At 53.9% G+C, this 25,129-nt stretch carries 18 protein-coding genes; 8 read left to right on the top strand and 10 right to left on the bottom strand.

The window, feature by feature from the left end; genetic code table 11:
* The first annotated feature begins 42 nt into the window (after positions 1-42).
* Positions 43-1,152, top strand: a complete 1,110-nt coding sequence (gene ald, locus R3C20_02865; GenBank protein ID MEZ6039420.1) for an alanine dehydrogenase — start codon at positions 43-45, stop codon at positions 1,150-1,152.
* A gap of 29 nt (positions 1,153-1,181) precedes the next feature.
* Here the strand turns inward: ald and R3C20_02860 are convergent, their stop codons facing one another.
* Complete coding sequence (locus R3C20_02860) at positions 1,182-1,889, bottom strand: hypothetical protein (protein ID MEZ6039419.1); 708 nt, start codon at positions 1,887-1,889, stop codon at positions 1,182-1,184.
* Positions 1,890-2,333: 444 nt separating this feature from the next.
* Between R3C20_02860 and nrdR the strand changes: the two genes are divergently transcribed.
* From nrdR to R3C20_02845, 3 genes are all read left to right on the top strand, one after another.
* Positions 2,334-2,798, top strand: a complete 465-nt coding sequence (nrdR, locus tag R3C20_02855) for a transcriptional regulator NrdR (protein ID MEZ6039418.1) — start codon at positions 2,334-2,336, stop codon at positions 2,796-2,798.
* 2 nt (positions 2,799-2,800) lie between these two features.
* On the top strand, positions 2,801-5,281 hold the full coding sequence (locus tag R3C20_02850) for a ComEC/Rec2 family competence protein (protein MEZ6039417.1): 2,481 nt from the start codon (positions 2,801-2,803) through the stop codon (positions 5,279-5,281).
* A 293-nt stretch (positions 5,282-5,574) separates the two neighbouring features.
* A complete protein-coding gene (locus R3C20_02845) occupies positions 5,575-6,978 on the top strand; it encodes a serine/threonine-protein kinase (GenBank protein MEZ6039416.1) in 1,404 nt (467 codons plus the stop codon).
* Positions 6,979-7,206: 228 nt separating this feature from the next.
* Here R3C20_02845 and R3C20_02840 read toward each other — a convergent pair whose 3' ends face one another.
* Complete coding sequence (locus R3C20_02840; GenBank protein ID MEZ6039415.1) at positions 7,207-7,635, bottom strand: hypothetical protein; 429 nt, start codon at positions 7,633-7,635, stop codon at positions 7,207-7,209.
* Positions 7,636-8,200: 565 nt separating this feature from the next.
* Here R3C20_02840 and R3C20_02835 point away from each other — a divergent pair.
* Positions 8,201-8,911 carry a sigma-70 family RNA polymerase sigma factor gene (locus tag R3C20_02835; protein ID MEZ6039414.1) on the top strand — a complete coding sequence of 237 codons (711 nt, stop codon included), beginning with the start codon at positions 8,201-8,203 and terminating at the stop codon, positions 8,909-8,911.
* Entirely contained in the window at positions 8,901-11,090 is a 2,190-nt protein-coding gene (locus R3C20_02830; protein MEZ6039413.1) for a serine/threonine-protein kinase, read from the top strand. The genes R3C20_02835 and R3C20_02830 overlap by 11 nt, the downstream gene beginning before the upstream one ends.
* A 247-nt stretch (positions 11,091-11,337) precedes the next feature.
* Here the strand turns inward: R3C20_02830 and R3C20_02825 are convergent, their stop codons facing one another.
* From R3C20_02825 to R3C20_02815, 3 genes are all read right to left on the bottom strand, one after another.
* Complete coding sequence (locus tag R3C20_02825) at positions 11,338-13,671, bottom strand: transglutaminase family protein (GenBank protein MEZ6039412.1); 2,334 nt, start codon at positions 13,669-13,671, stop codon at positions 11,338-11,340.
* 50 nt (positions 13,672-13,721) lie between these two features.
* Entirely contained in the window at positions 13,722-14,996 is a 1,275-nt protein-coding gene (locus R3C20_02820; GenBank protein ID MEZ6039411.1) for an enolase C-terminal domain-like protein, read from the bottom strand.
* Positions 14,997-15,071: 75 nt separating this feature from the next.
* Entirely contained in the window at positions 15,072-15,992 is a 921-nt protein-coding gene (locus R3C20_02815; GenBank protein MEZ6039410.1) for a sugar phosphate isomerase/epimerase family protein, read from the bottom strand.
* A gap of 584 nt (positions 15,993-16,576) precedes the next feature.
* Between R3C20_02815 and R3C20_02810 the strand changes: the two genes are divergently transcribed.
* Positions 16,577-18,889 (top strand): DNA translocase FtsK 4TM domain-containing protein, encoded by a 2,313-nt coding sequence (locus tag R3C20_02810; GenBank protein MEZ6039409.1) that lies wholly within the window; start codon positions 16,577-16,579, stop codon positions 18,887-18,889.
* A 1,878-nt stretch (positions 18,890-20,767) separates the two neighbouring features.
* Here R3C20_02810 and R3C20_02805 read toward each other — a convergent pair.
* The 4 genes from R3C20_02805 to R3C20_02790 all read right to left on the bottom strand — a co-directional run bounded on the left by R3C20_02805 (position 20,768) and on the right by R3C20_02790 (position 23,990).
* Complete coding sequence (locus R3C20_02805) at positions 20,768-21,283, bottom strand: peptide deformylase (protein MEZ6039408.1); 516 nt, start codon at positions 21,281-21,283, stop codon at positions 20,768-20,770.
* Positions 21,284-21,928: 645 nt separating this feature from the next.
* Positions 21,929-22,912: a hypothetical protein gene (locus R3C20_02800; protein MEZ6039407.1), complete on the bottom strand. Its 984-nt coding sequence runs from the start codon at positions 22,910-22,912 to the stop codon at positions 21,929-21,931.
* On the bottom strand, positions 22,909-23,199 hold the full coding sequence (locus R3C20_02795) for a hypothetical protein (GenBank protein ID MEZ6039406.1): 291 nt from the start codon (positions 23,197-23,199) through the stop codon (positions 22,909-22,911). Before R3C20_02795 ends, R3C20_02800 begins: the two co-directional genes overlap by 4 nt.
* Before the next feature lie 125 nt (positions 23,200-23,324).
* Positions 23,325-23,990: a zinc-ribbon domain-containing protein gene (locus tag R3C20_02790; GenBank protein ID MEZ6039405.1), complete on the bottom strand. Its 666-nt coding sequence runs from the start codon at positions 23,988-23,990 to the stop codon at positions 23,325-23,327.
* Positions 23,991-24,236: 246 nt separating this feature from the next.
* Between R3C20_02790 and R3C20_02785 the strand changes: the two genes are divergently transcribed.
* Complete coding sequence (locus tag R3C20_02785; protein MEZ6039404.1) at positions 24,237-24,461, top strand: hypothetical protein; 225 nt, start codon at positions 24,237-24,239, stop codon at positions 24,459-24,461.
* An 18-nt stretch (positions 24,462-24,479) separates the two neighbouring features.
* Here R3C20_02785 and R3C20_02780 read toward each other — a convergent pair whose 3' ends face one another.
* Positions 24,480-25,019 (bottom strand): SMI1/KNR4 family protein, encoded by a 540-nt coding sequence (locus R3C20_02780; GenBank protein MEZ6039403.1) that lies wholly within the window; start codon positions 25,017-25,019, stop codon positions 24,480-24,482.
* Positions 25,020-25,129: the final 110 nt, after the last annotated feature.

Below are 25,129 nucleotides of genomic sequence, written 5' to 3'. Positions count from 1 at the left end.
TGTGACGTTCATTCAACAAAAAAACTCGCGGAACATAAACACATGATTGTCGGACTCCCTCGCGAAATCAAAGCAGATGAATATCGAGTTGCAATGTTGCCGATCGGGGCCGAAGAACTGACGCTCGCCGGGCATACCGTACTGGTAGAAAAAGGCGCTGGTCTGGGCAGTGGAATACCGGATGAGCAATACATCGAAGCCGGGGCTCAGATCATTGAGACCCACGAAGAGGTCTTCTCGCAGTCAGAATTGATTGTGAAAGTCAAAGAGCCTTTGGCCTCTGAATGGTCCCTGCTGCGAAAAGGGCAGATTCTGTTTACCTACTTCCATTTTGCCGCGGATGAAGTCCTCACCCGAAACGTGATGGAAAGCAAAGCCACAGCAGTCGCCTATGAAACACTGCGAGGTCGCAGCGGAGACCTGCCACTACTGACGCCGATGAGCGAAGTAGCAGGGCGCATGAGCATACAGGAAGGTGCCAAGTATCTGGAACGACCACAGGAAGGCCGAGGAATTCTGCTGGGTGGCGTGCCTGGCGTCGAACCTGCTCACATCGCAATTCTGGGTGGCGGTGTCGTTGGAAAAAATGCCGCCCGAATTGCCGCGGGCTTTCAGGCGGATGTCGCAATCCTTGACGTCAACGTGGATCGATTGAGGTACCTGGAGGATATCATGCCGCCCAACGTGAACACCCTCTTCAGTGATCGTCACAATATTCGAGAACAGTTGAGGAAGGCGGATCTTGTGATCGGAGGCGTCCTGATACCCGGAGCACGCGCGCCGCGACTGGTCACTGCAGAAGACCTGAAACTGATGAAACCGGGCGCGGTGGTCATTGATGTCTGTATCGACCAGGGTGGGTGCCTCGAAACATCCCGGCCAACAACACACGGCGAACCAACGTACATTGTGGATGACATTGTGCATTACTGTGTCACAAACATGCCAGGCGCTGTCGGCCGAACCAGCACGTACGCCCTCTGCAACGTCACATTTCCCTATGTATTCAGAATTGCCAGCCATGGTCTGATGAAAGCGTGTGGCCAGGACCCCGGACTTGCCGCCGCGGTCAATATTCTGGAAGGAAATGTCACCAACAAGGCGGTTGCCGAAACATTCAGCATTCCGTGGAAAGAATTCAAAGCGATCTGAAAGCTGTTCCCCGGAGATCACAGAACCATTCAGGAGCAGCGTCGCATCTGGTAGCCGTTACCGCTTTGAACAATTTCAAGCAGAATATCCTGCAGTCGGCCACAAAGTCGTACCCGATGCCGTTCAAGATTCTTCTCATTGACGTTGGGGTCAAGGTCCAGAAATGCCTCGCGGCTCAATCGATGACCGTGAGCCCGCCAGAAGGCCATGAACATCGGAATATTGCTTGCGCCTCGAATTCGAATGCTGCCGTTCTTGTCGCTCTTGACAATTAATTCATCACCAAAATCCTCAATCACCGCTCCCAGAATATCGCTTCGGTTCCCAATGCGTTCTTCGGCCCGCTGCTGCATGTCCGCGCGTGCCTGAATTCTTGCCACCGTTTCGATCACATCGTGAAAACCCTCCAGCAGAACTTCACCCGTTCCATCACCTTCCACCGCCTCCCTGAGCGCATCCAGTAGTGGCGCGAGCAAAGTCTGCCTGACGCGGCTGTTCTTCTGGCCGCGACCGAATTCGTAGACCGCCAGATCCAGAGGCTCTGAAAGCTCAATCGCCTCTGCTGCACGAGTCGGAGAGACAAGAAATGCTCGGCGTTTACGATGGGCCGGATCCACTGGCGGAATCAGAACATTCTGCTGCAGCCACTCCACAAGCCGTGACAGATCTTCAGCCATGATCGCTGGAGATTCATGCCATAACTTCGCCTGATTCTTTGCATCAATTCTGGTTGACATATTCTGTTACTTTGTCCGTAGTCGAGTCACTTCCGCAGTCTGAGTTAACTGTCCGTTGAAAAACCGAGACAGGCACGCAGGACGACGGTAAACCATCGTGCTCTAAGGTCTCCTGCTCGAGCCAGTCCCGTTTTCAACAGGCTGTTAGGTTAACGTTGGTCAGGCATGCTGACCGTGCCGTTGCCCCCCTCCGGCTGAACCATCGCGTTTGCTGGTCATTTCAACAAACCCGTCAATTGAATTCACGTCCAGTCGGCAAACCTGACGAGAGTTCTCGCCAATTCCGACACTTCCATCGGACGGGACAGAAAACAGCCATGTCTGAGGTATACAGATTTCCGGCCTGCGCTCTTGCGTTTCCAAGTTGGATATCGCATAGAATTAGCGATTGGTATTCCTCACTGGCCCTGGTCAGCCGCAATTCTCTCCCTTCAGGCCGCCCCAATGCGATGTCCATTTTGCATGTTTGACGAATCGAAAGTCATCGATTCCCGCACGAGTGCGGATTTCTCGATTCGTCGACGACGGGAATGCCTCTCCTGCGCACGGCGATTCACGACCTACGAAAGAATTGAGGAATCGCCGATCAAAGTGATCAAGAAAGACGGCTCACGCGTGGCATTCGATAAAGATCGAATCCGGGCGGGCGTTGAAAAAGCATGCTACAAGCGGCCCATCAGCGCAGAACAAATCGATCAACTTGTTGGTGATGTCGAAGCAGCCATTTACGAAGATGGTCTGCGAGAAGTCCCTTCCCGACGGATTGGTGAGCTCGTCTTTAATCTGTTACGGGACCTCGACAAAGTTGCGTTTGTCAGATTCGCCTCGGTTTACCGCGAATTCAAAGACGTTCACGATTTCGTAGATGAATTACAACCCATCCTCGAGAACCGGCGGCGCGAGCCTTAGTTGTGAAGTTGAGCGTCCCGATTATCGTCGCCTGTTGTCTGGCAGGCGGTATCTGGTTCGGCAGCATCCTGCCAACTTCGCATGGGATGATCGGGGCACTCTGGCTGACGCTTTGCGGACTTCTCGTGGCGTCCTGGTTCGGGAAGGCCCGGACGCATCGAATTCTGTTCATCGGCAGCTTTCTGGCAGGAGCATTGCTGCTTCAACGGCAAGACGTCCATCTTCGTGCGCAAGCCGAACTCTTACCACACAGCGATGAGGGGGTCACAGTTCGAGTTCGCGGACAGATTTCAAGCATCCCCTCAGTTCGAGAAAAAAGAGAATCGTGGCAGACGACAGAAGGACAAAAGCCACTTCAAACGGTGTTTATTCTTCAATCGCAGGAGATCGCCGGGCTGTCAGACGATGGCAACGCGTCTGGAATATCAGTTCGCCCACCGCGATTTCGAGTGATCGTCGACGGAAATGCGCTGAGCCGCGCTGGGTGGGGTGATACCGTCGAATTGACTGGAAAGCTGCTGACCGTATTCCCTCCATCAAACCCGGGAGAAATGAACTACGAGAACTTTCTGTTCCGACAGAGGCTTTCGGGAATCCTTTTTGTTCAGCATCCGTATGCGATGATTCCGGTGGACTCACTTTCGTGGTGGAATCCGCGCCGCAGACTCAATCAGGCAAGGCAGGAGGCCAGCCGTTTGATTTCTCAACACCTGTCACCACAACATCGCCCCCTGGCCGAAGCGCTGCTGCTCGGCAATCGAGGATTTCTGCAGGCATCCTCCGAACGACAGTTCATCCTCAGCGGCACACTACACCTGCTCGCAATCTCCGGCCTTCATACCGGAATTCTGTTCCTGTTTATTCGACGCGTGCTTCATGTACTGCTGGTGCAACACAGCCACGCCCTGATTCTTGCGGCAATCAGCTGCTTACTGTACGCGTTGCTCACAGACCTGCGGCCCTCAGTTCTTCGAGCAACGGTCTTCCTGCTGTTGTCAACGATCAGCCAACTGACTGGTCGCCCAATGCGAACGTCAAACCAGATTGCCGTGACGGTCATCCTGCTTGCGGTTTTTGATCCGGCACTGATCTTCGATACCGGAGCCTGGCTTTCATTTCTTGCAGTTTCTGCACTGGCCTGCGTCGACTCAGCCCGCGGCGCTCGACAAACAGAGCAGGGCGTCCCCATTGACGCAATCACCTGGGAGGAATGGTTTCGCGAACGAGCCGGCAATGCAGGATTGTGGCTGGCTTATCGATATCGACAGATGCTGGCGGTCACACTGTTTTCGATGCCAATGGTCGCTTCACAATTCCATGTCATTTCGCTTTCGGGAGTGCTGATCAACGTTTTGCTGATTCCGCTGACTGCTTTCACAATGGTTGCCGGTTTTCTTTTTCTGCTGTCAGGATTACTGCTCCCCTGGCTGGCCATTCCGCCCGCATTCGTGTTCGGAAGACTGCTTCAGGGACTTCAATCGATCGTTTCATTTGCGGCAGGCTTTGACGCAGGAGCTGTCACAATTGCAGATCTACCGGCATGGTTTTGTCCGACCTTTTACGGGATACTGGCATTTCAGATTCTGACAAGACGCCCGAGACGGCGATACTGCTTGCTGACCATTCAGTTAGTTTGTGTGGTCATCGCATTTCGATTGGCATCTGCGCCGCCAATGCATTCCGGAGAACTGCACTGCACCGTTTTGAATGTAGGGCACGGAAACGCCGCCATCGTGATCACTCCGGAGAATCACGTGATCCTGATGGATGCCGGGGCCTTGAATCGCGGGCATCGCACTTCTGAAACCATCGCCAACTGTCTGTGGCACCTGGGATATCGGATGGTCGATGCGGTGATCGTCTCCCATGCAGATGCAGATCACTACAACGCTCTGCCGGGACTGCTGGAGATGATTCCTGTCGGACAACTCATCACAACGACCGAATTCATTCGTTCCGATGCAGCCCCTGTTCAGGAGTTGCTGGAAGACGTCAAAGATCGCCGGATCCCTGTCACGATCGTTGCGAGCGGCGACCGTATGACACTCGGCGAAACCATGATTACGTTCTTTCGGGCCGATTCTGCGCTCTCACAGGAACTGAATGACAACGAGCTCAGCCTCCTTTCCGTTGCAGAATACAGAGGTCATCGGATTGCCTTTCCGGGAGATCTGGACGGGCGAGGATTCGAACAAGTCAGTCCAGAACTTCCGGAATGCGATCTGCTGATCAGCCCGCATCACGGAAGCTTGAATTCAAACAATTCTGACACGAAACGGGTTTTCCAGCCGGAAACGGTAATCGTCAGCAGCCGAAATGATGCCACAAAGGCTCAGCTTTCCCGGATCTTCGGCGAACGTACGAGATTTCTGTTCACATCGGTCTGCGGTGCCGTCTCAATCAGGATTACGGAGCGACCGCTCGGCAGTGAAGAGTTTCAGGGCAAATCCCCTGGCAGCGTTCGGGTTTCCGGAATGCGTTAGCTGTCGCTGAAAAATCGGGACAGGCTCGCTGGGCGACTGTAAACTTTCGTGTTTTCAGGTCTCCTGCTCGGGCCAGTCCCGTTTTTCAACCGGCTGTTGGACAATTGCATTTTGACTCGCGCAAACTGCTGATTGATCCAGGAATTCAGATCCGAGGACGAATTGCATTTCGAAGTGAATCCGAGTTTCAGAACAGGCCCCCGGCAGAAATGTCATGAACCTTCTGGTACCGTGCTCTGACGAATCCGGCGAGACCCATCCGTTTCCAGTTTGATGAACAAAAAGAACCGCCCGTGGCAAAAGTCTACTGCGTCGCATGCAACGAAGTGTTTTCCGCACGGACCGCGAAATGCCCTCGCTGCGGGTTGAACACCACCCATACGCCCAACGGAACGGCGACCGAAACGCTATTGCTGACCCATGATGGGAAAACATCGGACGAACCGATCGAAATCACGCTCGACCATGATCTGCTGGATGGGCAGCAAATCCACATTTACACCTGCGAACGAATGCTGGGGCGTGGCGGGATGGGCGTCGTCTACCTTGCTCGCAATCAGCAGCTTCATCGCTTTTGCGCCCTGAAAGTTCTCTCCCCGAAACGAGTGTCCAGCGAATTCGACTATATCGCACGATTTGAAAATGAAGCCAGAGCCGCTGCGGCACTTGTCCATGGCAACATTGTCACGACACACGCAATTGGTCGATGGGAGGACATGCACTTCCTGGAGATGGAATATGTCGCGGGGACGTCCCTGCAGCAGGAAATTGACAGCTACGGCGCACTGGGACCGATTCGCTCGACAGCCATGGCCGTCGGAATTGCCAGTGGACTTGCTGCAGCGCACCGAATGGGAATTATCCACCGTGACCTGAAGCCGGACAACGTCATTGTGACGCCGGCCAGCGTTCCAAAGATTGCAGATTTTGGCCTGGCAAAACGAATTGTTGGAGATGACCTTCCGACAAATAACCTTGCAGGCACACCGTACTACATGGCTCCGGAATTATTCGAAGGCAAGCCGGCAACGACCAGCAGCGATGTGTTCGCCCTGGGCGTGTGCTATTACCAGATGCTCACCGGCTGCTACCCCTTTCAGGGTGAATCGATCTCGGAGGTCATGAATGCAATTCTCGCCGGAAACTGCATCAGTGTGCGACGTCGGAATCCTGATATTCCACTCGACATCGCCGAATGTGTCTCACTGCTGCTGGCGCCGGATCCTGACCGACGTCCTCGCGATGGCGGTGCCGCCTCACAACTACTGCAAGCGGTCATGGGAGCGGTGCGCGACCTGGAATCGCTAATCTACGAAGCCTTTCATGACCTGCCTTCGGTCGAATGCCACGAGGATGAGCACGCCAAGTTTCAAATCCGGCTCACACTGCGGAACAATCGCCATCAGGTTGTCTACGTGGAGAATAGCGAGCACGGAGCCGGAGACCGTTTGCTGCTGATCTACTCCGTCTGCTGCGACGCGCGGTCTGATTTCTTCGAACAAGCCCTGAGGCTCAACGCAAGCGTACATCACGGTGGCATTGCAATCCGCGAGATTAACGGGCAACCCTGTTTCGTCATGATCGATACCTATCCCAGGGCCACCGTGGCGGCCGAACAAATTCGCCGCAGTGTCCTTGAAGTGGCTGCTCAGGCAGACGAGATTGAGCGAATCCTCACCGGCCGTGATGTGAACTGAACGGATACGACTGGCTCTTCGCATTCTCACGTCGTCATTGCCGGAAACACCGCCGGATGTCGTAATGACTGCAATCAGTTCTCGACTTCTGCAGTGACGTACGTTGCCAGTTGCCAAAGGATCAATTCGAGTCCGTCCGGACGATTCAGCCATACCGCAATGGCTGCTCCGGTCCCATTAAATTTCCCGCCCAAATGCCGGACCACACTTCATTTCGCCATGCCAAAGTTACATCCAGCTAATCAGCTTCATCCTGAGGTAGTTGAGTTCACTGTCTGAGCAGTCAGTCCGGCGGAAGTCTCCATCCGGGGAAGACAAATTGATGCTGGCAGCTCCAGAATTCATCGCGATCGCTTTCTTCATTCGCTCCAGAATCACCATCGCGCGGTGACGTTCCGTCAGTCCTGCGCATTTGGCCAGATCCACGCGGTGGAGCTCAGAGCAATCCATCAAAGCCTGCTTGACCCGCGTTAACGGAATATCCACAACCTTGCGAATGTCGCGAATCGCTTTGAGTGAATCACCTGATCTGACGACAGTCAGAACCGCAATCAATGAATCACAATCCACGCCATCGTAACACCCGAATTCCTTTTGTGATTGTTCAAATGCAGCGTTGGCCTGAGTTTGCAGACGGAATTGTTCAGCGGTTTCCATGTCTCAATCCAGTTCTTTGATTCAGTACCAGAGGGACGACCAATCAGCCCAAACAAAATCTAACCCATGATCCAGCCTGCCGTCGTACAGAGTTCCTCCACAATTCCCATTCAGGCAGAACCGTCTATTCTGCTGGACCACCATGGGCGACGGCTGCAAGAACGGATTCAGGGTGCCAGAAATCTCGGGGAACCCAACCGGCGTGCTGTTTCGAGGCTGAAGGGCCAATTGAACCTGTTTCCCGGTAAATCTCCCGGCAAACCTGGCTTCGGCCGTCGGATGGCGGAAAAACGGGCAGTGGCCTTCTCAGTATCGATGCCGGTTCTGCAGGCCACGCAAAATCTCAAAAGTCGCGTAAGGAATCCGGCACAGCTTTAGTCTGAGAATCGTAACGATCGATTCTCTGGTTCCATCCTGTTGTCCATCGGTCCATACACTTGGGAAGTCACCCCCGCGACTGCTAAACTGCCGCCGTTCACTCTTTGAAATCATCGACGGCTACAGATTAGGAGGCGAGCTGTGAAGCTCGTGATTTGTTGCTCGTGGTGGCGGGCGGAGGTCAGCAGTGCGGGAGCAGTCTAAATCCGACAATGATCGCGATGCGATCCAGGAGGACGGTACGTCCAGTGATTCCGTTCATGGGTCCGGTGCGAGTCTGTTGATCGATCCCGACCAGTGGGTGGATCTTCATGGCGACTACCTCTACCGCTATGCGTTCGCACGGCTGAGAGACACAAATGCATCAGAAGAAGTTGTGCAGGAAACTTTTCTTGCGGGAATTCGCTTTCAGGACCGCTATAACGGGCGTGGGACGGAACGGGCCTGGCTGCTGGGAATTCTGAAACGCAAGCTCATCGACCATGTCCGCATGCGGGCCCGGTTTAATCGCGATGGAGTTGCTGACGATGGAAGCGATCCCACTCAGCAATTGTTCGATGGAAAGGGTAACTGGAAAGCCGGAGCGATGGCTTTCGATTTACCTGATCAAAAAGTTGAACAAAAAGAACTGTGGGAAGTGGTCAGGAACTGCCTGAATCATATGCCAGCCGGTCAGGCTGACGTGTTTGTCTTAAGTGTCATGGAAAACATGGAATCTGAACAGATCTGCCGTGAACTGGATATCACGCCGTCCAACCTCTGGGTGCGGATGCATCGCGCAAGGCTCGCCCTTGCACGATGCGTCGGTGCAAGGTGGTTTGACGATTCTGCGGACTCGCAATCAGAAAATAAACAAGCTTTAAACGCTGGTGCGGAGGTAAGTGATCATGGGAAGTGATCGTGAGATTTCAGATCTGATTTCGCGGTCGTTGTCCGGCGAATTGTCGGTAGATCAGTCAGGGCGGCTGGTCGCCGGAGTCGAACGCAGTGAACAACTGCGCAACTTCGCACGCCTTTCGAGTTTGATACAGGATTCAGTTTCTGACATCGGCAGAAAATCAGGCAGCGACGAAGCCAGTTCCGTTCTGCCAGGACTTTCATCGGACGCCAGAATTCGTATGAAGCGTTCGATGGCACTTGAACAAATGAAACGCAGCCGAACCGGAAATACCAGCACCGGCGCCAGTCTGGTTCGTACTGTCGGCTACGATGGAAGGACGTTGCCGGAAGTCGAAGCACCTCCTCCATCCAGCCGAATCATGACTTCCAGCTTCGAGTTCATAAGACAGCTGGGAGAAGGTGGTTTGGGAACAGTTTGGCTGGCACGGGACGAACAGCTCCGTCGAGTGGTTGCTGTGAAGGAGATGAACGCCGAAGCTGCGGAAAACCCTCGGGCCTGGCAACGATTTCACCGGGAAGCCCAGATCACCGGACACCTGGAACACCCCAGCGTCGTTCCGCTCTACCAGTTCGGAACAGATACCCGTACCGGTCAGCCATTCTACGCGATGCGGTTCGTCGGTAAACGGACCCTCGTGAACGCGATCGAGGAATACCACCAGCGTCTTGCTGCGGGAAAAGACGTTTCGATGGACCAGCACTACCTGCTGACGACGTTCATCTCCGCCTGCCAGGCGATTGCATACGCCCACAGTCGAGGCGTGATTCATCGTGACCTGAAACCGGAAAACGTTGCTCTGGATAGTTTTGGTCAGGTGATTGTTCTGGATTGGGGACTGGCACGCGTTTCTTCGGATTTTGAAACCTCCATGGGGGCTCCGCTGATCCCGATCAGTCAGGACCATGACTTCGGTCGGACCCTGGCGGGAGAAGTGATTGGGACGCCACTTTACATGGCCCCGGAACAGGCCATGGGCGATCAGGACCGTATCGACGAACGGACGGACGTCTACGGACTGGGTGCAATCCTTTTTGCCATGCTGACCGGTCAGGCCCCTCACCAGGCGGTGACTCAGGCGGATGGAAAACACATCGGCATTCAGGAAATGCTGAAACAGATACCAACTCAGCCAAGTCCCTCACCCGAATCTGTTCGGCCTGCCGTGCCTGCTGGTCTGGAAACAATCTGTATGCGAGCGATGGAGCAGCATCCGCATTCACGGTATCAGTCGGCACTGGAACTGGCTGAAGCAGTGCAGCGCTGGGTGGCCGGAAGAAGCGAACAGCGAGAACAATACAGCAATGCCCGAAGTGAAGGTCGAGAACTGAAGACGAGCCTGCAGTCGACAGTTCGGGATCTGGAGCGAAATGTACGCTTCATGGCGGGCATACCACCCATTCAGGAAATGATCGACGCGCTGGTTGCCGGCTCAGCATCCGGAATGCAGGCGTGGCGTGAACGATTATCCCAGATCTTTCAGGGTCTTCTGCACGCGAACACTGATTTTGCTTCCGTTTCATTCTGTCAGGTTCAGGAAGAAGAATGGCGGGAACTGGTTCGTGTGGAACGCCTTGCGTCTGACTTCAGTACCGTGCGTGCTATTCCAGGCAGCCGCCTTGGATCAGGGCCTCTCACGGATTGTATGCAGACCGCACTCAATCTGAATCCGTTTGAAGTCCACGTTGCACTGTCAAACGATTGCGCCAGTGGGCCGACAACGCCACCCAAACGGCAACAAAAAGTCAGCATGTTGTCCGCAGGAGTGCCAGTGTTCGACCAGAAATCGGAGCATCTGTTTGGCTTTGTCCGCATCGAAACCTCACTCGATCGACTGATTGAAAATGAAATGCGAGAACGCCTGCGTTCGACGTCAGATCTGATTGTTCTGGATAATGACTGCTCTGTTGTTCTCCACCTGAATCAAAACAGCGGACGCAACCGAACTTCAGAAGGTCGGGCCATGACGGACTTTCTGTCAGACTGGCCCGAAATCCGCTTTGCTCTGCGAAACACCGGTGAATTCTATGACGAGCAGAATCATGCGATTCATGCGACGAAAGTCGATCTGATTCCCGGACGCTACTCACTGGCCATTGTCCAGAGTATCAAAGAAAAACTGCTGCCGCGGAAAGAGTGTCAGCGAGTGTCAAACTGCGATGTCCGGGCGGAAATCTAGAACTCGTTCTGCTCTGGTTTGAATCTGCCACAGGAACACCAGGCGGCAATCCGTTCGTCCGATGATTCACTGGCCTTGCGGCACATGGACCTGCACACCTGAGTACGACAACACTGTTGAAACGGGAGTCGTGAGACACTTGAAATTCCCGGTGACTCCCGCAAAACCATGGCCAGCGGGACTGACTGAAATACGCATTGAATTCAGCCGCAAGAACGCCCCTGTCAAATCCCGGCCCGGGCTGGCATCAGGGAGTCGGCAATCGCTGTTGTAGCTGGGCGCGATACTGATACAGCCCATCCTTGTTAAGCGAGGGAATTGGTTGTTCAATCAGCCAGTCGATATCTTCGATTGCTTCAGTGATGCGACCTGTGCGAGCTCTGATTTCCAGCCGTTTCACTCGAGATTCCAGGTCACCAGGATCAAGCAGAACGAGAGTTTCGAGATACCTGAGCACGTCTGAATTGTTTCGATCTGCTTCTGCCAGATTCAGCAGATTGTGCAGCATTCGAACGATGATTTCCGTGGGGGTCCTGGACGCAAAATATTCCGGCTCCAGTGGCAGTCCACGGGACGTGATGATCTTTTCTGCCTCCGGCCGCGTGAGCCGCCGCCCCCGGTCAAACACATCGATGATTTGGTTTTCTGAGGACCCGTCCGTGGGTTCGAATCGCACGACAAAATGCCCCGGCAGGGCGACACCTGCGACTGCCAAATCCAGCCTTCGGGCCAATTCCATGTAGAGAACGGAAAGTGTAATCGGGAGACCTTCCCGATCATCGATGACTTCGTTGAGGTAGCTGTTTGAGGCAGTGTAGTAGTCACGTTTACTGCCCCGAAAGGCGTACTCCTCAAACAGAATCCTGTCCATTGCCTGCAAGGTCTGTGTCTGAGTTGCTTTCTCGGGTAATGTGCCTCTGACTTCGTCTGCCAGCTGATCCAACCGATCGATGTACGGGGCAGGGTCGACCTCTTCGTTATCAAGCACAGCAATAAGCAATGCGGCTTTCATCAAATCCGGCGCGGAATCATTGACCGGATTCAGTGTCTGCAGAAGTGCATCACGTACGACGGATGCATGGACCTCTTTCGCCAGCTCACGAACACGCTCTGCCTGTTTCTCCAGACGTTTCGCCCGAGCCTGCAACAAAGAGGCATAGCCCTGTATTTCCTGCAGTTGTTCAACATCCTTCGCTTCCGGTGGCCGATTCATCGAAAGTCGACCGACCACCTCTTCGATGGTGGCAGTTCCATTTTCATCGGGGAAACCTGAGGGGAGATCCGATGCCACCTTGAATCGCCTGAATTCAGCAATTGTCCCGCGGAATGTCGCCAGGCCAACTCGACCAGATGTGAGGCCATTGTCCTGCGATTCGAGGACCAATTGCTGGTTTAACCAGCAGATCATTCGACCTTCTTCGACTCGAACGCGAAATGTGTTCCATTCCCCGGGGCGATAAGCATCGTGCGGTTCGTTGTGCAGAATGTTCCACGAATAAACATCCGGGCCATCAAAGCGAGTCAACCGTATATTTCCGTCGCTGGGATAGTAGCCATAGTGGCGATCTCCTCCATCCGAATGAAACACCAGGCCAGCAGCTCCGGCTTCGTCAGCGAGCTTGACTTCAACCTGAACATCAAACGGAACGGGGGGAGGATTCGACGTCTGCAGGCAAAGTGATCGGCCGCCAAATGAATTACCGGGCCCATCGACTTTGATCCGCCCCGCGCGCTGACTCCACGCTGCGTCGAAAACAATCTGCCATCGTTTGGGATCCAGCGCACCAATCGTAATCCAGCGTTTCATTGGAATGGGCGTTGGCTCTGCAAGCAGGTCTCGCAAATGTCGAACCGGCACCGCATAGCCGAGACTTCTTTCCAGCGTGGACTTCATCACGACAACTCCGACCACTTCGCCAGCGCGATTGACAACCGGCTCGCCGCTGCTGCCGGGTTCAATGGGCATTGCAAGTTCCAGCAGCCGAATGCCATCAATATCCTGGGTCCCTGCGATAATGCCGCTCACCGTTGTATTGGTCCGGTTGCCGGGATGGCCCACAGCAACCACAGATGCACCCGTTTCAATGGCATCCTCCTGACACAGGGGTAGGGCGTCCATTTCCTTTCCGTCAACTTTGATGATCGCGACGTCAATCGATTCGTGGACGCCGTAAACGTGAGTCGCCTTGGCGGTCTGACCGTTCGGCATCACAACTGCAACCTGTCGTCCATCCCCAATGACGTGGCGTGCTGTGGCAATAAGTCCGTCGGGGGAGATCTCAAATCCTGTTCCGTGCCCCTGCATGCTTCCGTCGCGACCTGTCGCCTTGACGATGACAAGCGACCGATTGATTCGCCTGGACAATTCAGGGATCGTTAGTTCCTTCGGTGCGTCCGATACCTCAACCTGAGTCGCTTCCTCTGCCGTTGTCGGTGGCGTCGGCATCGTCGGCGTCGGGGTTTGTGGTGTGGGCGTCGGTGGAAGATCCTGCGATCGCCCCCTGTCGGCAATCAAAAGCAACGCGACAAGAACAACTGAGACAGTGGCAGGCTTTCCGCGGGATAAGATTCGCAGATTCATAGGACGATCTCTGGTGATTCTGTTTTCCGGGGAATTCAAACGTCACAAACTCAGAAGACAAATTCCTGAATCGCTGCCTCTGTGAACTGCACACTGTATCCCGGTGCAGAAGGCGGCATGTATCGACCGTTCTTCATGCTGACCGGATCGCAAACATGCTCGTGAAGATGATCGGAATATTCCGTCACCCGGTCGTCCATCGATGCCGACACACAAACATAATCTATCATGCTGAGGTGCTGGACGTATTCACAAAGTCCGACTCCGCCTGCATGCGGGCAGACAGGTACCCGAAAACGTTCCGCCAGCAACAATACGGCGAGTACTTCATTGACACCACCAAGTCGACAGCTGTCCAACTGGCAGACCTGCATCGCTCCGCACTGTATGAATTGCTTGAACATGACTCGGTTATGACACATCTCTCCGGTCGCCACGCGGATCGGTGCGATCCCTTCCGCAATCGCTTTGTGACCAAGAATGTCATCCGGCGAAGTTGGTTCTTCCACAAACCACGGATTGAACTCCGCCAGATGCCGCACCCACTCAATGGCCTGAGGAACGTCCCAGACCTGATTAGCATCGATCATCATTCGTGCATGATCACCCATCTCACTGCGCAAAACCCGACACCTCCGAATGTCATCGTCCAGATCTCTCCCCACCTTAATCTTGAAGTGAGACCATCCTCGCCGTTTCAGATCATCACACTTACTCCGAAGAGAGTCGTCCGAATAGCCAAGCCAGCCAGCTGAGGTTGTATAACTTGGATACCCGGAATCGAGCAGCTCCGCGATTCTTGACGCACGTGTCGATTCATGTCGACGAAGCAATTCCAGTCCCTGCGCGGGAGTCAGTGCGTCTGACAGGTATCGCCAGTCGATGCTTGCGACGAATTGCTCCGAAGGCATTTCACACACATACTGCCAGACGGGAACGCCCTTCATTCGCGACCACAAATCCCAAACCGCATTGATAACGGCAGCAGCCGCCAGATGAATCACACCTTTCTCAGGCCCAACCCAGCGCAGCTGACTGTCGCCGGTCAGTTGTCGATAAATCACGACGGGATCCGCCATTAACTTTTCAACACTCGTCCCCACCAGAAGGGCGGCCAGCGAACGAATGCCGGCCACGCAAAGTTCGTTGCCGCGGCCAATCGTAAACGTCATCCCATAACCGTTCAGTTCCCCGGAATTTGTCCTCAGCACGACGTAGGCGGCAGAGTAGTCGGGGTCCGGATTCATCGCATCAGAGCCGTCCAGATGTTGCGACGTGGGAAATCGAAGATCGAACGTTTCGAACCCTGTAATGACAGTATTCATGAAGAAATTTTCGTTGGCGACATATAAACAAAAACAGCGATCTCGGGGCACTCAGTTTCATTCGACCATGGAAGGTCAGTGACGCGGCACGAAATTGCGAAGAAAGGTGTGACTCTGAACGAGCGATGCACAGCGTGCATCCAGGCTGCCTTCGTACGCCCGATCCTCAACTTCAACGCAGACCGGCCCCTGGTATCCGGTGTCCGTGAGAGCAGAAAAGAATTTGCCCCAATCGACATCACCCATGCCAGGCAACTTGGGGGTATGGTAAGAATTTGGATGGGCCAGAATGCCTGCCTGATCCAGTCGATGCCGATCAAGACGAACATCTTTCGCGTGCACATGGAAAAGTTTGTCGCTGAAATTCCGAATCGGCGCAATGTAATCCATCTGCTGCCAGATCATGTGCGATGGATCATAATTCAGGCCGAAATGATCCGAAGGAATGTCGCTGAACATTCGCGTCCAGATATCAGGGGATATCGCCAGATTCTTTCCTCCCGGCCATTCATCTGCAGTGAACAGCATGGGACAGTTTTCGATACCGATGCGCACATCGTTTTCTTCGGCAAGCTGAATCAACGGCCGCCAGGTCTGAAGGAACCGGCTCCAGTTCTCGTCGACCGACTTCGTCCAGTCTCGCCCGATAAATGTATTCACTCGCCCGATATTCAATGCCGCCGATGCCCGAATCACTGTCTCCAGATGCTTAACGGCAGCATTGGCTTCTTCATGATTCGGACTTAAAGGGTTTGGATAATACCCCAGTCCGCTGATCCGAACACCAGAAGAATCCGTCAGATGCTGGATCGCTCGAATCATTTCCTGAGAGATATCAGCGACGTCAACATGAGTGACGCCGGCATACCGACGTTCTGCTTTCCCAACGGGCCAGCAGCAAACTTCGACGCAGTCGTACCCGATCTCCGATGCTTTCTGAAGGACATGTTCGAATGACAAGTCCGGCAGAATCGCACTCACAAATCCCAATTTCATTTTCACGTACTCCCGAAACGGTCATCGTCGAATCTGGCAACAGCAATGCGACGGCAGCAATCCGAATACTGGCCCAGCAAAGATTGTCCTCGCACCGGAATACCGCATTGAAGGTTCAGCCCGATATTCTGCGAATAACCTCTTCAGGCCAGACAAAAGTCACGACATTCAGGACCGGTACAATCAACCGCCGGAAATGCTAGTGGATGCAGCAGCAAAACAGAATTGATCGATTTCGATAAACCCGATCACCAGGTCCCTTCGCGACTGCCGCGGGACTTCAGTGTCAAGTCCTCCCTTCGCAACATTTCTGCCAGCGTCACGAACAACCCTCGTTGTGACCGCTTCTTTCGAACCGTCGACACAGGCGGATCTTCGCCCCGCCTTCGCTGATCGTCCCAGACCTCAATCCCGTTGCGTTTGTTGTCGGCGTGAGTCAATTGATGCCATTTTTCCACAGTCCCCGAAAGTTCTGATGTTACCCTCAATAATGGAAGGCGAACTGGCGCGCTGACGATTCGCCGGACGCTCAACCCTTTACCTCTGCAGCGGCTGCCGCCATCTTGCGAAGAACGAACTGACTGATGGATCTCGAACGACTCAAAACCGATCTGCTGGCACTGGGGCTTCTGGCCCTCGTCGTCTTCGTCGGCTTGAGTTTCGTCAGCTACGACTACGCAGATCCCCCTTCCAGCATGGTGTTTCCTCAACGGCAGGTCCCGACAAACCTGTGCGGAAAGCCGGGCGCGACGCTCGCTTTTCATGCTCGACAGGCCATGGGACTCGGGATCTGGATCGCTCTGGCGTCTCTGATTTCATGGGATCTGAAACTCTTCTCGCGCGAACCATCGCGCAGAACGTTTATCACCGTTCTGGGCATCGTGCTGCTGGTAATTGGTGCGTGTTCGATGCTGCACCTCCTGATTCCCGGATTCTCCTCAGGATCAGCCTACGGAAGCGGCGGAAAAATCGGGGCATGGACAGGCATCCTGTTAACGGAGCAGTTCTCCCCGACCGGAGTCATGCTGCTGGCCGGAAGCGTCTTCATCGCAGGCTGGCTACTCACACCACTTTCAGATCTGACTCGCCCTGGATTTCAGCTGGCGGCAGCGCCCGTGCTGACGGCCTTCAACGGAGCAAATGCGCTGCGCGACCACTTGAAGTCATGGCAGACGAAGCGTGAGAAATCGCCGGCACCACTGCGTCCGCGATTGACCAAAACCGAAGAAGCCGTCAGCGAGGAAGATCTGCCTGATATTCCGGTCCATCAACCCATCGTGGTCGATCAGGATTCTGAGCCGGAAGACGAAAACTCAATCCGCGTCAATAAGCCCGCGGCCCTGACCATTCACGGGGCCGACGATCACGTTGACGAGAACGAACAACGACGCTACGAACTCCCTGATCCCGAAATGCTGGAGTTACCAGAAGACTTTCCTTACGAACTGCTCGCAAGAAAAGCACGCATCGCAGCAGCAACCCTGGAAAAGACCTTCGAAGAATTCGGTCTCAACATTCGAGTATCCGAAATCGACACCGGTCCTGTCGTGACCCAGTTCGAACTGGAACTGGAAGCCGGCCTGCGTCTGAATAAAGTGACCGCCCTTGAAGATGATCTTGCCATCGCACTGCGAGTTCCATCGGTACGTGTTGTCGCCCCGATTCCGGGCAAAAATACCGTGGGCGTCGAAGTTCCCAACGACAAACAGGTCATGGTTCGTCTGCGGGAACTTCTGCAAATCTCTCGCGCAAGCCGTGACGACATGTCCATTCCGCTCTTTCTTGGCAAAGATGTCAGCGGCCGGCCACTCACTGTGGACATGTGCCGAATGCCACACCTGCTGATCGCCGGACGAACCGGAACCGGGAAGAGCGTGTGCCTGAATACCCTGATCCTCTCGATCCTGATGACTCGCACCCCGGACGAGGTGCGAATGCTGATGATCGACCCGAAGATGGTAGAGCTCAGCCCCTACAAACGCATCCCTCACCTGATGCATCCCGTTATCACGGACATGAAGAAGGCCGAAGCCGTCCTCGCATGGGCGGTCGATAAGATGGAAGAGCGTTACGATCTTCTCGCACGAGTCGGTGTACGACACCTGGACAGCTACAACAAGCTCGGCAAACCCAAAGTGCTCGAACGTCTTGGAGTGAATCCCTACGACGACGATGCAGAAAGCATCCCCGAAAAGATGCCTTACATCGTGATCGTGGCAGACGAAATGGCCGACCTGATGATGACGTCCGGGAAGGACGTCGAAGCGCACATCATTCGACTGGCTCAAAAATCGCGCGCGGTCGGAATCCATCTTGTACTGGCAACGCAAAAACCAACGGTCGATGTCATCACAGGACTGATCAAATCGAATCTGCCGGCCCGAATTTCGTTCCAGGTGGCAAGCCGAATGGACAGTCGCGTCGTTCTGGACGAAGGTGGTGCAGAACGACTGCTGGGCAGTGGAGACATGCTCTATCTGGCACCGGGCACCAGTAGTCTGACTCGCGCTCAGGGCACGTATGTCAGCGACGAAGAAATCAACTCTGTCATCGACTTCTACGGCGATATGGAACCGGAGTACAGTGCCGAACTAGCACAGCTGACGTCGGCCGGAGCCGGGTCTTCTGGTTCAGGCGGTGGTGATACAGCAGCCCGCCACCATGATGATCTCTACGACGATGCCATCGACGTTGTCATTCGAGAAGGACGCGGAAGCGTGTCTTTGCTTCAGCGAGCTCTTGGAGTCGGCTACGGCCGAGCGGCTCGAATGATCGACTACATGGCCGAAGACGGTATCGTGGGAGACTACAACGGAGCACAAGCTCGCGAAGTCCTGTACACACCCGAACAGTGGGAACAGACAAAACGCGACCGCCAGCACGACGATGCAGAATAAAGGCAGCGTCTGAAAGCACTCCGGACTGTACCGCCTGCAAACAGGCTTGAATGCCTCGCATTGCCGAATCATCGCGGCGTCTGGTGATGACCGAAGTCGATTCGCCAGCGCAGAAGCTCTGCAGGCCGCCACAAGAATCACACCGCTGACTCACCAAAGCCGCAGACAGAAAACCGTCACCTGCCGCTGGGCGGTCGGCAAATTTGCAGGACTTCCAAATCACCAAAAGCAAGTGGGCGACCGCCTACTCTACCCAAAATCGCCACCATTGGAGATTGCGGCAAGGAAAATCCCCACGGAGCAATTGTCTTGCAAAACCGCGCAGTGATGTGGCAACTAGTTTTGGTTGCCCGTACCAGTCGGAATCAAGCATCCATACTCGCAGGGAACCAGTTTTCTTGACGAAATAGTATCCACCACCCCCATCAGCACCTATCGCAATATACTTTTTGAGCCAAGTCGGTGGAGCAGCCTCAACACACAAAGAAGCCTCGATGGCTGACTCGTGGATATCGCAGACATCTTCTTCCGCTAAGCAAATACCGGCTCCAGTCTCTCGCGTGCATCTGATCGACGATAGCGACTCTGCATGCTCCGCGAAGAACTCCAAAACCGTGCGCGGGACCCGAAATCCGAGTCTTTCTTCAGCTAGAGATTTGGGTGCCATAACTAGCCAAGTTGTTTTCAGGTGTGAGGGAAAAACGATTTAGCCGAAACGACAGCCCTCACCGAGCACGGAGAGACGAATTTTCATTTGTGAAACCTGCAAGCCGTGCTCCGCGTGCACGGATTGGTTACGTTTCTGATCCATTGTCAAAACTTCAGCCACGAATTGCAAGTTTGGGCTCATGCCAGACCAAGTGTGCCTGAACAACGCTCGCAACGGAGTCTGCGGTTATGCCCTTACGTTGGCAGTAGTCAGAGCAAAGCCAGACCACCAAGTCTTTTGCTCCCTTGCTTGCGTTGCATGAATTGCAACACAATGCGATGTTCTCCAGCGTAATGATGGTAGCGTCATTTACGATGTGCTCCCATGTCGCGACACGTTTTCGCGAACCATGATTCGCGTCCGAGTCGAGGAATGCAATCCCGCAGTAAACGCAAGTCTGATCGCGGTCGCGGATTGCACACTCCATTTCGGTAGGGAGTCCCCATCTGTTCATTGTCTGGTCGCGTAACGTCCCACATCAGCAGGTTACGGGAGACGATTTTCCAACGTTAAAAACCGAACCACTGCAACCCTGCTGCATGCGATTGTTCTAGGAAGCTGATTTGTGGCCGGGTTGATTGTAGCGGTAGAAGTATGTGGCGTCATCACGTGAAGTGTGAGTAGCACGGTTCTTTTGGCAACTTCGATTTCCTGCTCGAAAGGACACGCGACGAACTCTTCCAACTGGAGCGAACGAATGGTGTCGGATCTGCTGCTGGCCGGAAGGCCTGATCCGAACTCGGCAAGCCTATGTTGTGGGCCGTGCGGATGCTCAGCAAATTCTTAAACGACAGCGATCCATCAAAGCTCACCGAAGAACAGGGCAAAGACGACAGGCTCTGGATGAGGCATGAACAACGCACTGCACCGGGGACTGAAAATCAAGATCGGCGGCTATCCGTTTCTTTTATCACCTCACCTGCGGGCTGGACGGGAGGTGCTCGGGCAGCTGTGGTTATCTGACACTTGTTTCGGTCCACGGAGGCTTGCAAATCACTCTCAAGGCAGTGATGCAGTTCAAGCCGGATTACGCCCCACATCTGCAGATCGTAAGATATGCGTTTCCAATTTCAGGACCAGTCCACAGCTCTCCTGCATGCGATCGTTGACGTGCGATCCTTGACTTGCGATCTCTGGAACACAGCGCCTGGTTTGCTCAAGTGCATCGCTTAAAAAATGGCTTTATCCTTTATCAGCACACCGTCCAGATGATCCATTTCATGCTGAATAATCCATGAATCACAATTGGGCCCATCGCCCCTTCTGCTGCCATATTCAAGCTCAATGTGCTTTCCATCCATGTTGTACCCGGAAATCACTACATAAGTCTTTCGTTTGACAACACAGGAGAAATTCGGAATTGAACCACATCTTTCAGTGCTGTTGACAGACTGCCCGGCGAGCTTTTCGTACTTTGGGTTGATGACAGTGACGTACGTTTTGCCGAAGGGGACCCAGAGCATTCTGACTGGAAATTCCGTGGTTTCCCAGTAGATGTTATTCGAGGAGATCCCAGCAAAATCATACAACTGCTGAAAGTGAGTCATTATTCTGCAGAGTGCCCAGGCAATATCCATTTCATTTTCAATATCCAGTTCTCTGGCCCTTGCTCTCACCCATTCTTCGTTTTGATCAACGGTCGCAAGCAAGGCACCATGTCTAGTCACCGTCTTATTACCCTTCATACCTGTTCTTCCCGCTATCGACAACAGGCGACTAACGATTCGGCTCTGTCTTCTGGACACCGACAAGTCAAATCGGTTCCGTGGAGGGAGACAAATTTCCCATTTGAAGGCCAGGCCGAGCTCGGATTGCTTCTTTCAGTGTTCGTTCCGCAATTGAGCGAGACCGTCACGATTGGCGGGCGTGTTGCATGCATCGCTTCTGCAAAGCGAGAACATTACGTGTCACATGGCCGGAGCAAGCCGATTGTTTGGTGATGGCGGGTGGGCGAAGGCCCCGGTTGACCCGATTGGTATTTGGCCGCTTTCCTGCAGCATCTGCGTGACGAGAGTCCATGAAACGGCTTGATTTCTACACATACGGAGCAACCCACAGGAAGCCCTGGTGCAACTCTGAGCCGAGTACAGGAAACTCCTCAACTTCAATCCGGAAATGCGTTGATAACTCCACCCAACACACCGCACTCTGAAAACGTTCGTCCGATCCCACGACGACTTGTCCTCAACTGTCGCTTGACGACTCACCGCAAACCGTCGCAGCAGTCAAACGAGGACACATCTTTAACGAATCCTCAGGTGAGGACGCGGCTACCCTCTTATGCTAGCCTAGCAGCCTGTTGAAAACGGGACTAGCTCGAACAGGAGAGCTCAAAACCCGATGGTTTCGAGTTGTCCTGCGTGCCTGTCCCGGTTTTTCAACGGATAGTCCGCACCTGGCTCTGTAACGGTGACCTGTATCTCTATCGGTATCCGGCGTGCCCCGCCGCTGTTTGTGATTAGGATCATCCTGGTTGTTTCAGTTCCAGGACTTTGTGCTTTGAAACGATAGGTGATATTTGATGAAGTTGACGCAGGAACTGCCATTGGCAAATTGACGAACTGGCCGCATCCGATTCGACTGCAGACAACAGCGTTCTCCACTCCAATTATGCGGTAGGCCGTTGATTGCTTTGGAACTGGAATCTGTGCGTCCATCTCCTGCCCTGCCGCGACAGTGACGCTTATGCGAGAAGGACTAAGCTCAAACTCACCGGCCTCAAACGAATATGCGAGTGTAGCGTTGGCGATGCCAAAAGCAGACGGCTGAAATCGATCTTCTTTCACACCGTTGAACTGAAAGTTGTCCACAGTTGCAAACTCAATCACTGTACGTCTCTGACCCTCATCAACTCGAATCTCGACCTTCGATGGTACGTCAAATCCGCCCATGGGATATTCCTCGTACTCAACGTCACCGGAGTAGACTGCCACATTTTGTTTTTCGTCCGACGGATCGGCTGAATAGAACAGCTTATAGGCAACCACCTGATATGTGTGAGAGGGCTCAAAGGTAATCAGCGCGCGATGAAAGCGAAAGATTGTGTGGTCGAGTTCAAATTCGGCAGTGACTGTGTCCCTGTTCTGGCGAGTAGCGGTGAACGCACGGAGAAGCTTTGCGTTCTTACTGTTAATCAGAGTATTCATTGACACGTCAAAAACGTGCGTCGCCGCCAGTGAAACGGGTTTGTTATACCGACGATGATACCGCTTCAGTACCTCGTCATTCGATGGGCCGATGCCACTGATAAAGAATGCAGCGGCCTCGTTCTCTTTGGACAACTCATATGTTCCATCGGGCGATTCTGATCTCACGTGGACCTGCGGATACCCTGCTGGGCGCGCGCATTACTATCGGTGCTGTACTGCTGGGCAGACAAAAAATGAGCCCCGTCAACTGCGTATTCAACAATGGCATCGTACGTTGGGCGTTTATGTTCCGCTCGACACGTAAAATTGGAAAATCGATCTTCAAGTACCTTGAGGGCGGGGCGGTAAGCACTCATGAATTCAACTGGGGCGATCGGCTGGGAAGATTCATCCGCCAATGAAGAAGCTGACCACCACAGTCCTGCAAGGATGAGTATGGACAATCGCGACATGGAATTGGGTCCTCTGATGTGATGCGATCACGCCGATGGTCAGCCAGTTGCCACGGTTGATCTTCGAATGTATGCATGACCGTTCGGCAACTCAGATGCAGCTTCCTGTTACGTCCGCGACTTGATCATTGTTCGAAATCAGACCGGGAAAGAGCCAATAAATGACGTGTCACCGCGGCGGAAAACTCTTCGATCCTATCAACCACCTGCAATCCGGACTGTGGCGCATTGAATGCTACCCGCACCATCTCTGAGCATTGCGCACAGCGGTCCATAGTTTCTGCGATCAGCGTAGCACTGTTACGGTGGTACCAACAAGTGAGTAAGAGGTCGTCGCGTTCATAATCGAGGGTTATGGTCCCTTTCGTTGGCGGGTGCGATTTACTGACAAACTTGAAGCCGGTCTCTGCAATAACTGCTGCAATGCCTGTCTGTACCCGCTTCATCAGCGTGCCTTCATGCTTGATTGGGTTCGGATCGCCGTGCCCACTATGTATTCCAGCGTGAACCTTTCGACATTCCCGGCACCGAACTGCGGTCGCGTACAAAGATCCCCTGGCAACCTCGTAATACCATTGCTGCTGCTGTGCCGACCAGATCTCGCTCTTGCCGCAGTCGATGCAAGTAAATGGCTTGTCAACGTAGAAGAGGACAGGTGCACCACAGGAATTGTTTGGGACTTGCTTCGAGGGATCGGCGATGACGGCACCTTCGGGAAACAGTGAGCGCTCCGCTTTGCGTTTGGCTTCCCGCTTCGCGTCGATCTTGAGTCTTTGACGTTTTCCGCTCATTGCATCCCCTTCAACACGCCTTTGGACGTAACGCCTAAGTTCACGCGGCGGGCTTGATTGTAGCGGTAGAAATATGTGGCGTCATCGTGTGAAGTGTGAGTAGCACGGTTCTTTTGGCAACTTCGATTTCCTGCTCGAAAGGACACGCGACGAACTCTTCCAACTGGAGCGAAAGAATGGTGTCGGATCTGCTGGTGGCCGGAAGGCCTGATCGAACTCGGCAAGCCTATGTTGTGGGCCGTGCGGATGCCCAGCAAATTTTTAAACGACAGCGTTCCATCGACGCTCACCGAAGAACAGCGCAAAGACGACAGGCTCTGGATGCGGCATGAACAACGCACTGCACCGGGGACTTTGAAAACCAAGATCGGCGGCCTCCGTTTCTTGTATCGCCTCACCTGCGGGCTCGACGGGAAAGTGCTCGAACGCTGTGGTTATCTGACACTTGTTTCGGTCCACGGAGGTTTATGAATAGAGGATGACATCACGTCATTGCCACAGCGGGCCGGACGAGAGGGTTGGGCACGGAGAGCCAAACTTGCATTGCCCTGACAACAACCGACAGGCCAACTGATCCAACCATGCCCGACAGTCGTTAGCGAGAATCTCCACGTTGATACCTGCGGTACAACAATTGGTAACCTGACAAACCTGCCCATAGAGATCGCTCGATAAGTCGACGAAAATTCCATCAGGGCCACGGTTGGCGGTCATGGGTAGCCAGTCATTCTTCCACCATGACGCTTCGGGGATTGAAGGCGTCCCCAATCGTCTGCGTTCGTCTTCCAACCCATTCCTCAATGTAGCCCAAATGCCGTATGCGCTGATTGCAGCCTCGATCGCGTAAATGCGATGCGAATGTCGAGTTGAATTCACGGGGTAGAAAAATGCCGTGCCGGTGCCGTTATGGGTTAAGTAGAATTCCTGCAGAGCGGCCGGCAGCGTAATCCCGAGCTGTTCTTCAGCAAGACAAATCGCTTCAGTCGATGCCCCGGCAGGCAGCGCAACACCATGGGGCAAGTGTTGCATCAGAACATCCCAGCTGGCGGATATTGAACGCATAAGTCGTGCAGCGAACGACCCGCATCAGCAGGTTGCGGGAAAAGATTTTCTAATGTCAAAAACTGAACCACCGCAAC

This window comes from Planctomycetaceae bacterium, assembly GCA_041398825.1.
In the GTDB taxonomy this organism is placed as follows: domain Bacteria; phylum Planctomycetota; class Planctomycetia; order Planctomycetales; family Planctomycetaceae; genus F1-80-MAGs062.
This window is presented reverse-complemented; position numbering and strand designations above follow the sequence as displayed.

Excerpts from the sequence above, each read along its gene's own strand:
- R3C20_02780 (MEZ6039403.1), bottom strand. The coding sequence starts at position 25,019 with ATGCAACACTTGCCCCATGGTGTTGCGCTGCCTGCCGGGGCATCGACT.
- R3C20_02825 (MEZ6039412.1), bottom strand. The coding sequence starts at position 13,671 with ATGAATCTGCGAATCTTATCCCGCGGAAAGCCTGCCACTGTCTCAGTT.
- nrdR (MEZ6039418.1), top strand. The coding sequence starts at position 2,334 with ATGCGATGTCCATTTTGCATGTTTGACGAATCGAAAGTCATCGATTCC.
- R3C20_02790 (MEZ6039405.1), bottom strand. The coding sequence starts at position 23,990 with ATGAGCGGAAAACGTCAAAGACTCAAGATCGACGCGAAGCGGGAAGCC.
- R3C20_02860 (MEZ6039419.1), bottom strand. The coding sequence starts at position 1,889 with ATGTCAACCAGAATTGATGCAAAGAATCAGGCGAAGTTATGGCATGAA.
- R3C20_02795 (MEZ6039406.1), bottom strand. The coding sequence starts at position 23,199 with ATGTCGCGATTGTCCATACTCATCCTTGCAGGACTGTGGTGGTCAGCT.
- R3C20_02785 (MEZ6039404.1), top strand. The coding sequence starts at position 24,237 with ATGCCCAGCAAATTTTTAAACGACAGCGTTCCATCGACGCTCACCGAA.
- R3C20_02810 (MEZ6039409.1), top strand. The coding sequence starts at position 16,577 with ATGGATCTCGAACGACTCAAAACCGATCTGCTGGCACTGGGGCTTCTG.
- ald (MEZ6039420.1), top strand. The coding sequence starts at position 43 with ATGATTGTCGGACTCCCTCGCGAAATCAAAGCAGATGAATATCGAGTT.
- R3C20_02805 (MEZ6039408.1), bottom strand. The coding sequence starts at position 21,283 with ATGAAGGGTAATAAGACGGTGACTAGACATGGTGCCTTGCTTGCGACC.
- R3C20_02840 (MEZ6039415.1), bottom strand. The coding sequence starts at position 7,635 with ATGGAAACCGCTGAACAATTCCGTCTGCAAACTCAGGCCAACGCTGCA.
- R3C20_02815 (MEZ6039410.1), bottom strand. The coding sequence starts at position 15,992 with ATGAAATTGGGATTTGTGAGTGCGATTCTGCCGGACTTGTCATTCGAA.
- R3C20_02830 (MEZ6039413.1), top strand. The coding sequence starts at position 8,901 with ATGGGAAGTGATCGTGAGATTTCAGATCTGATTTCGCGGTCGTTGTCC.
- R3C20_02820 (MEZ6039411.1), bottom strand. The coding sequence starts at position 14,996 with ATGAATACTGTCATTACAGGGTTCGAAACGTTCGATCTTCGATTTCCC.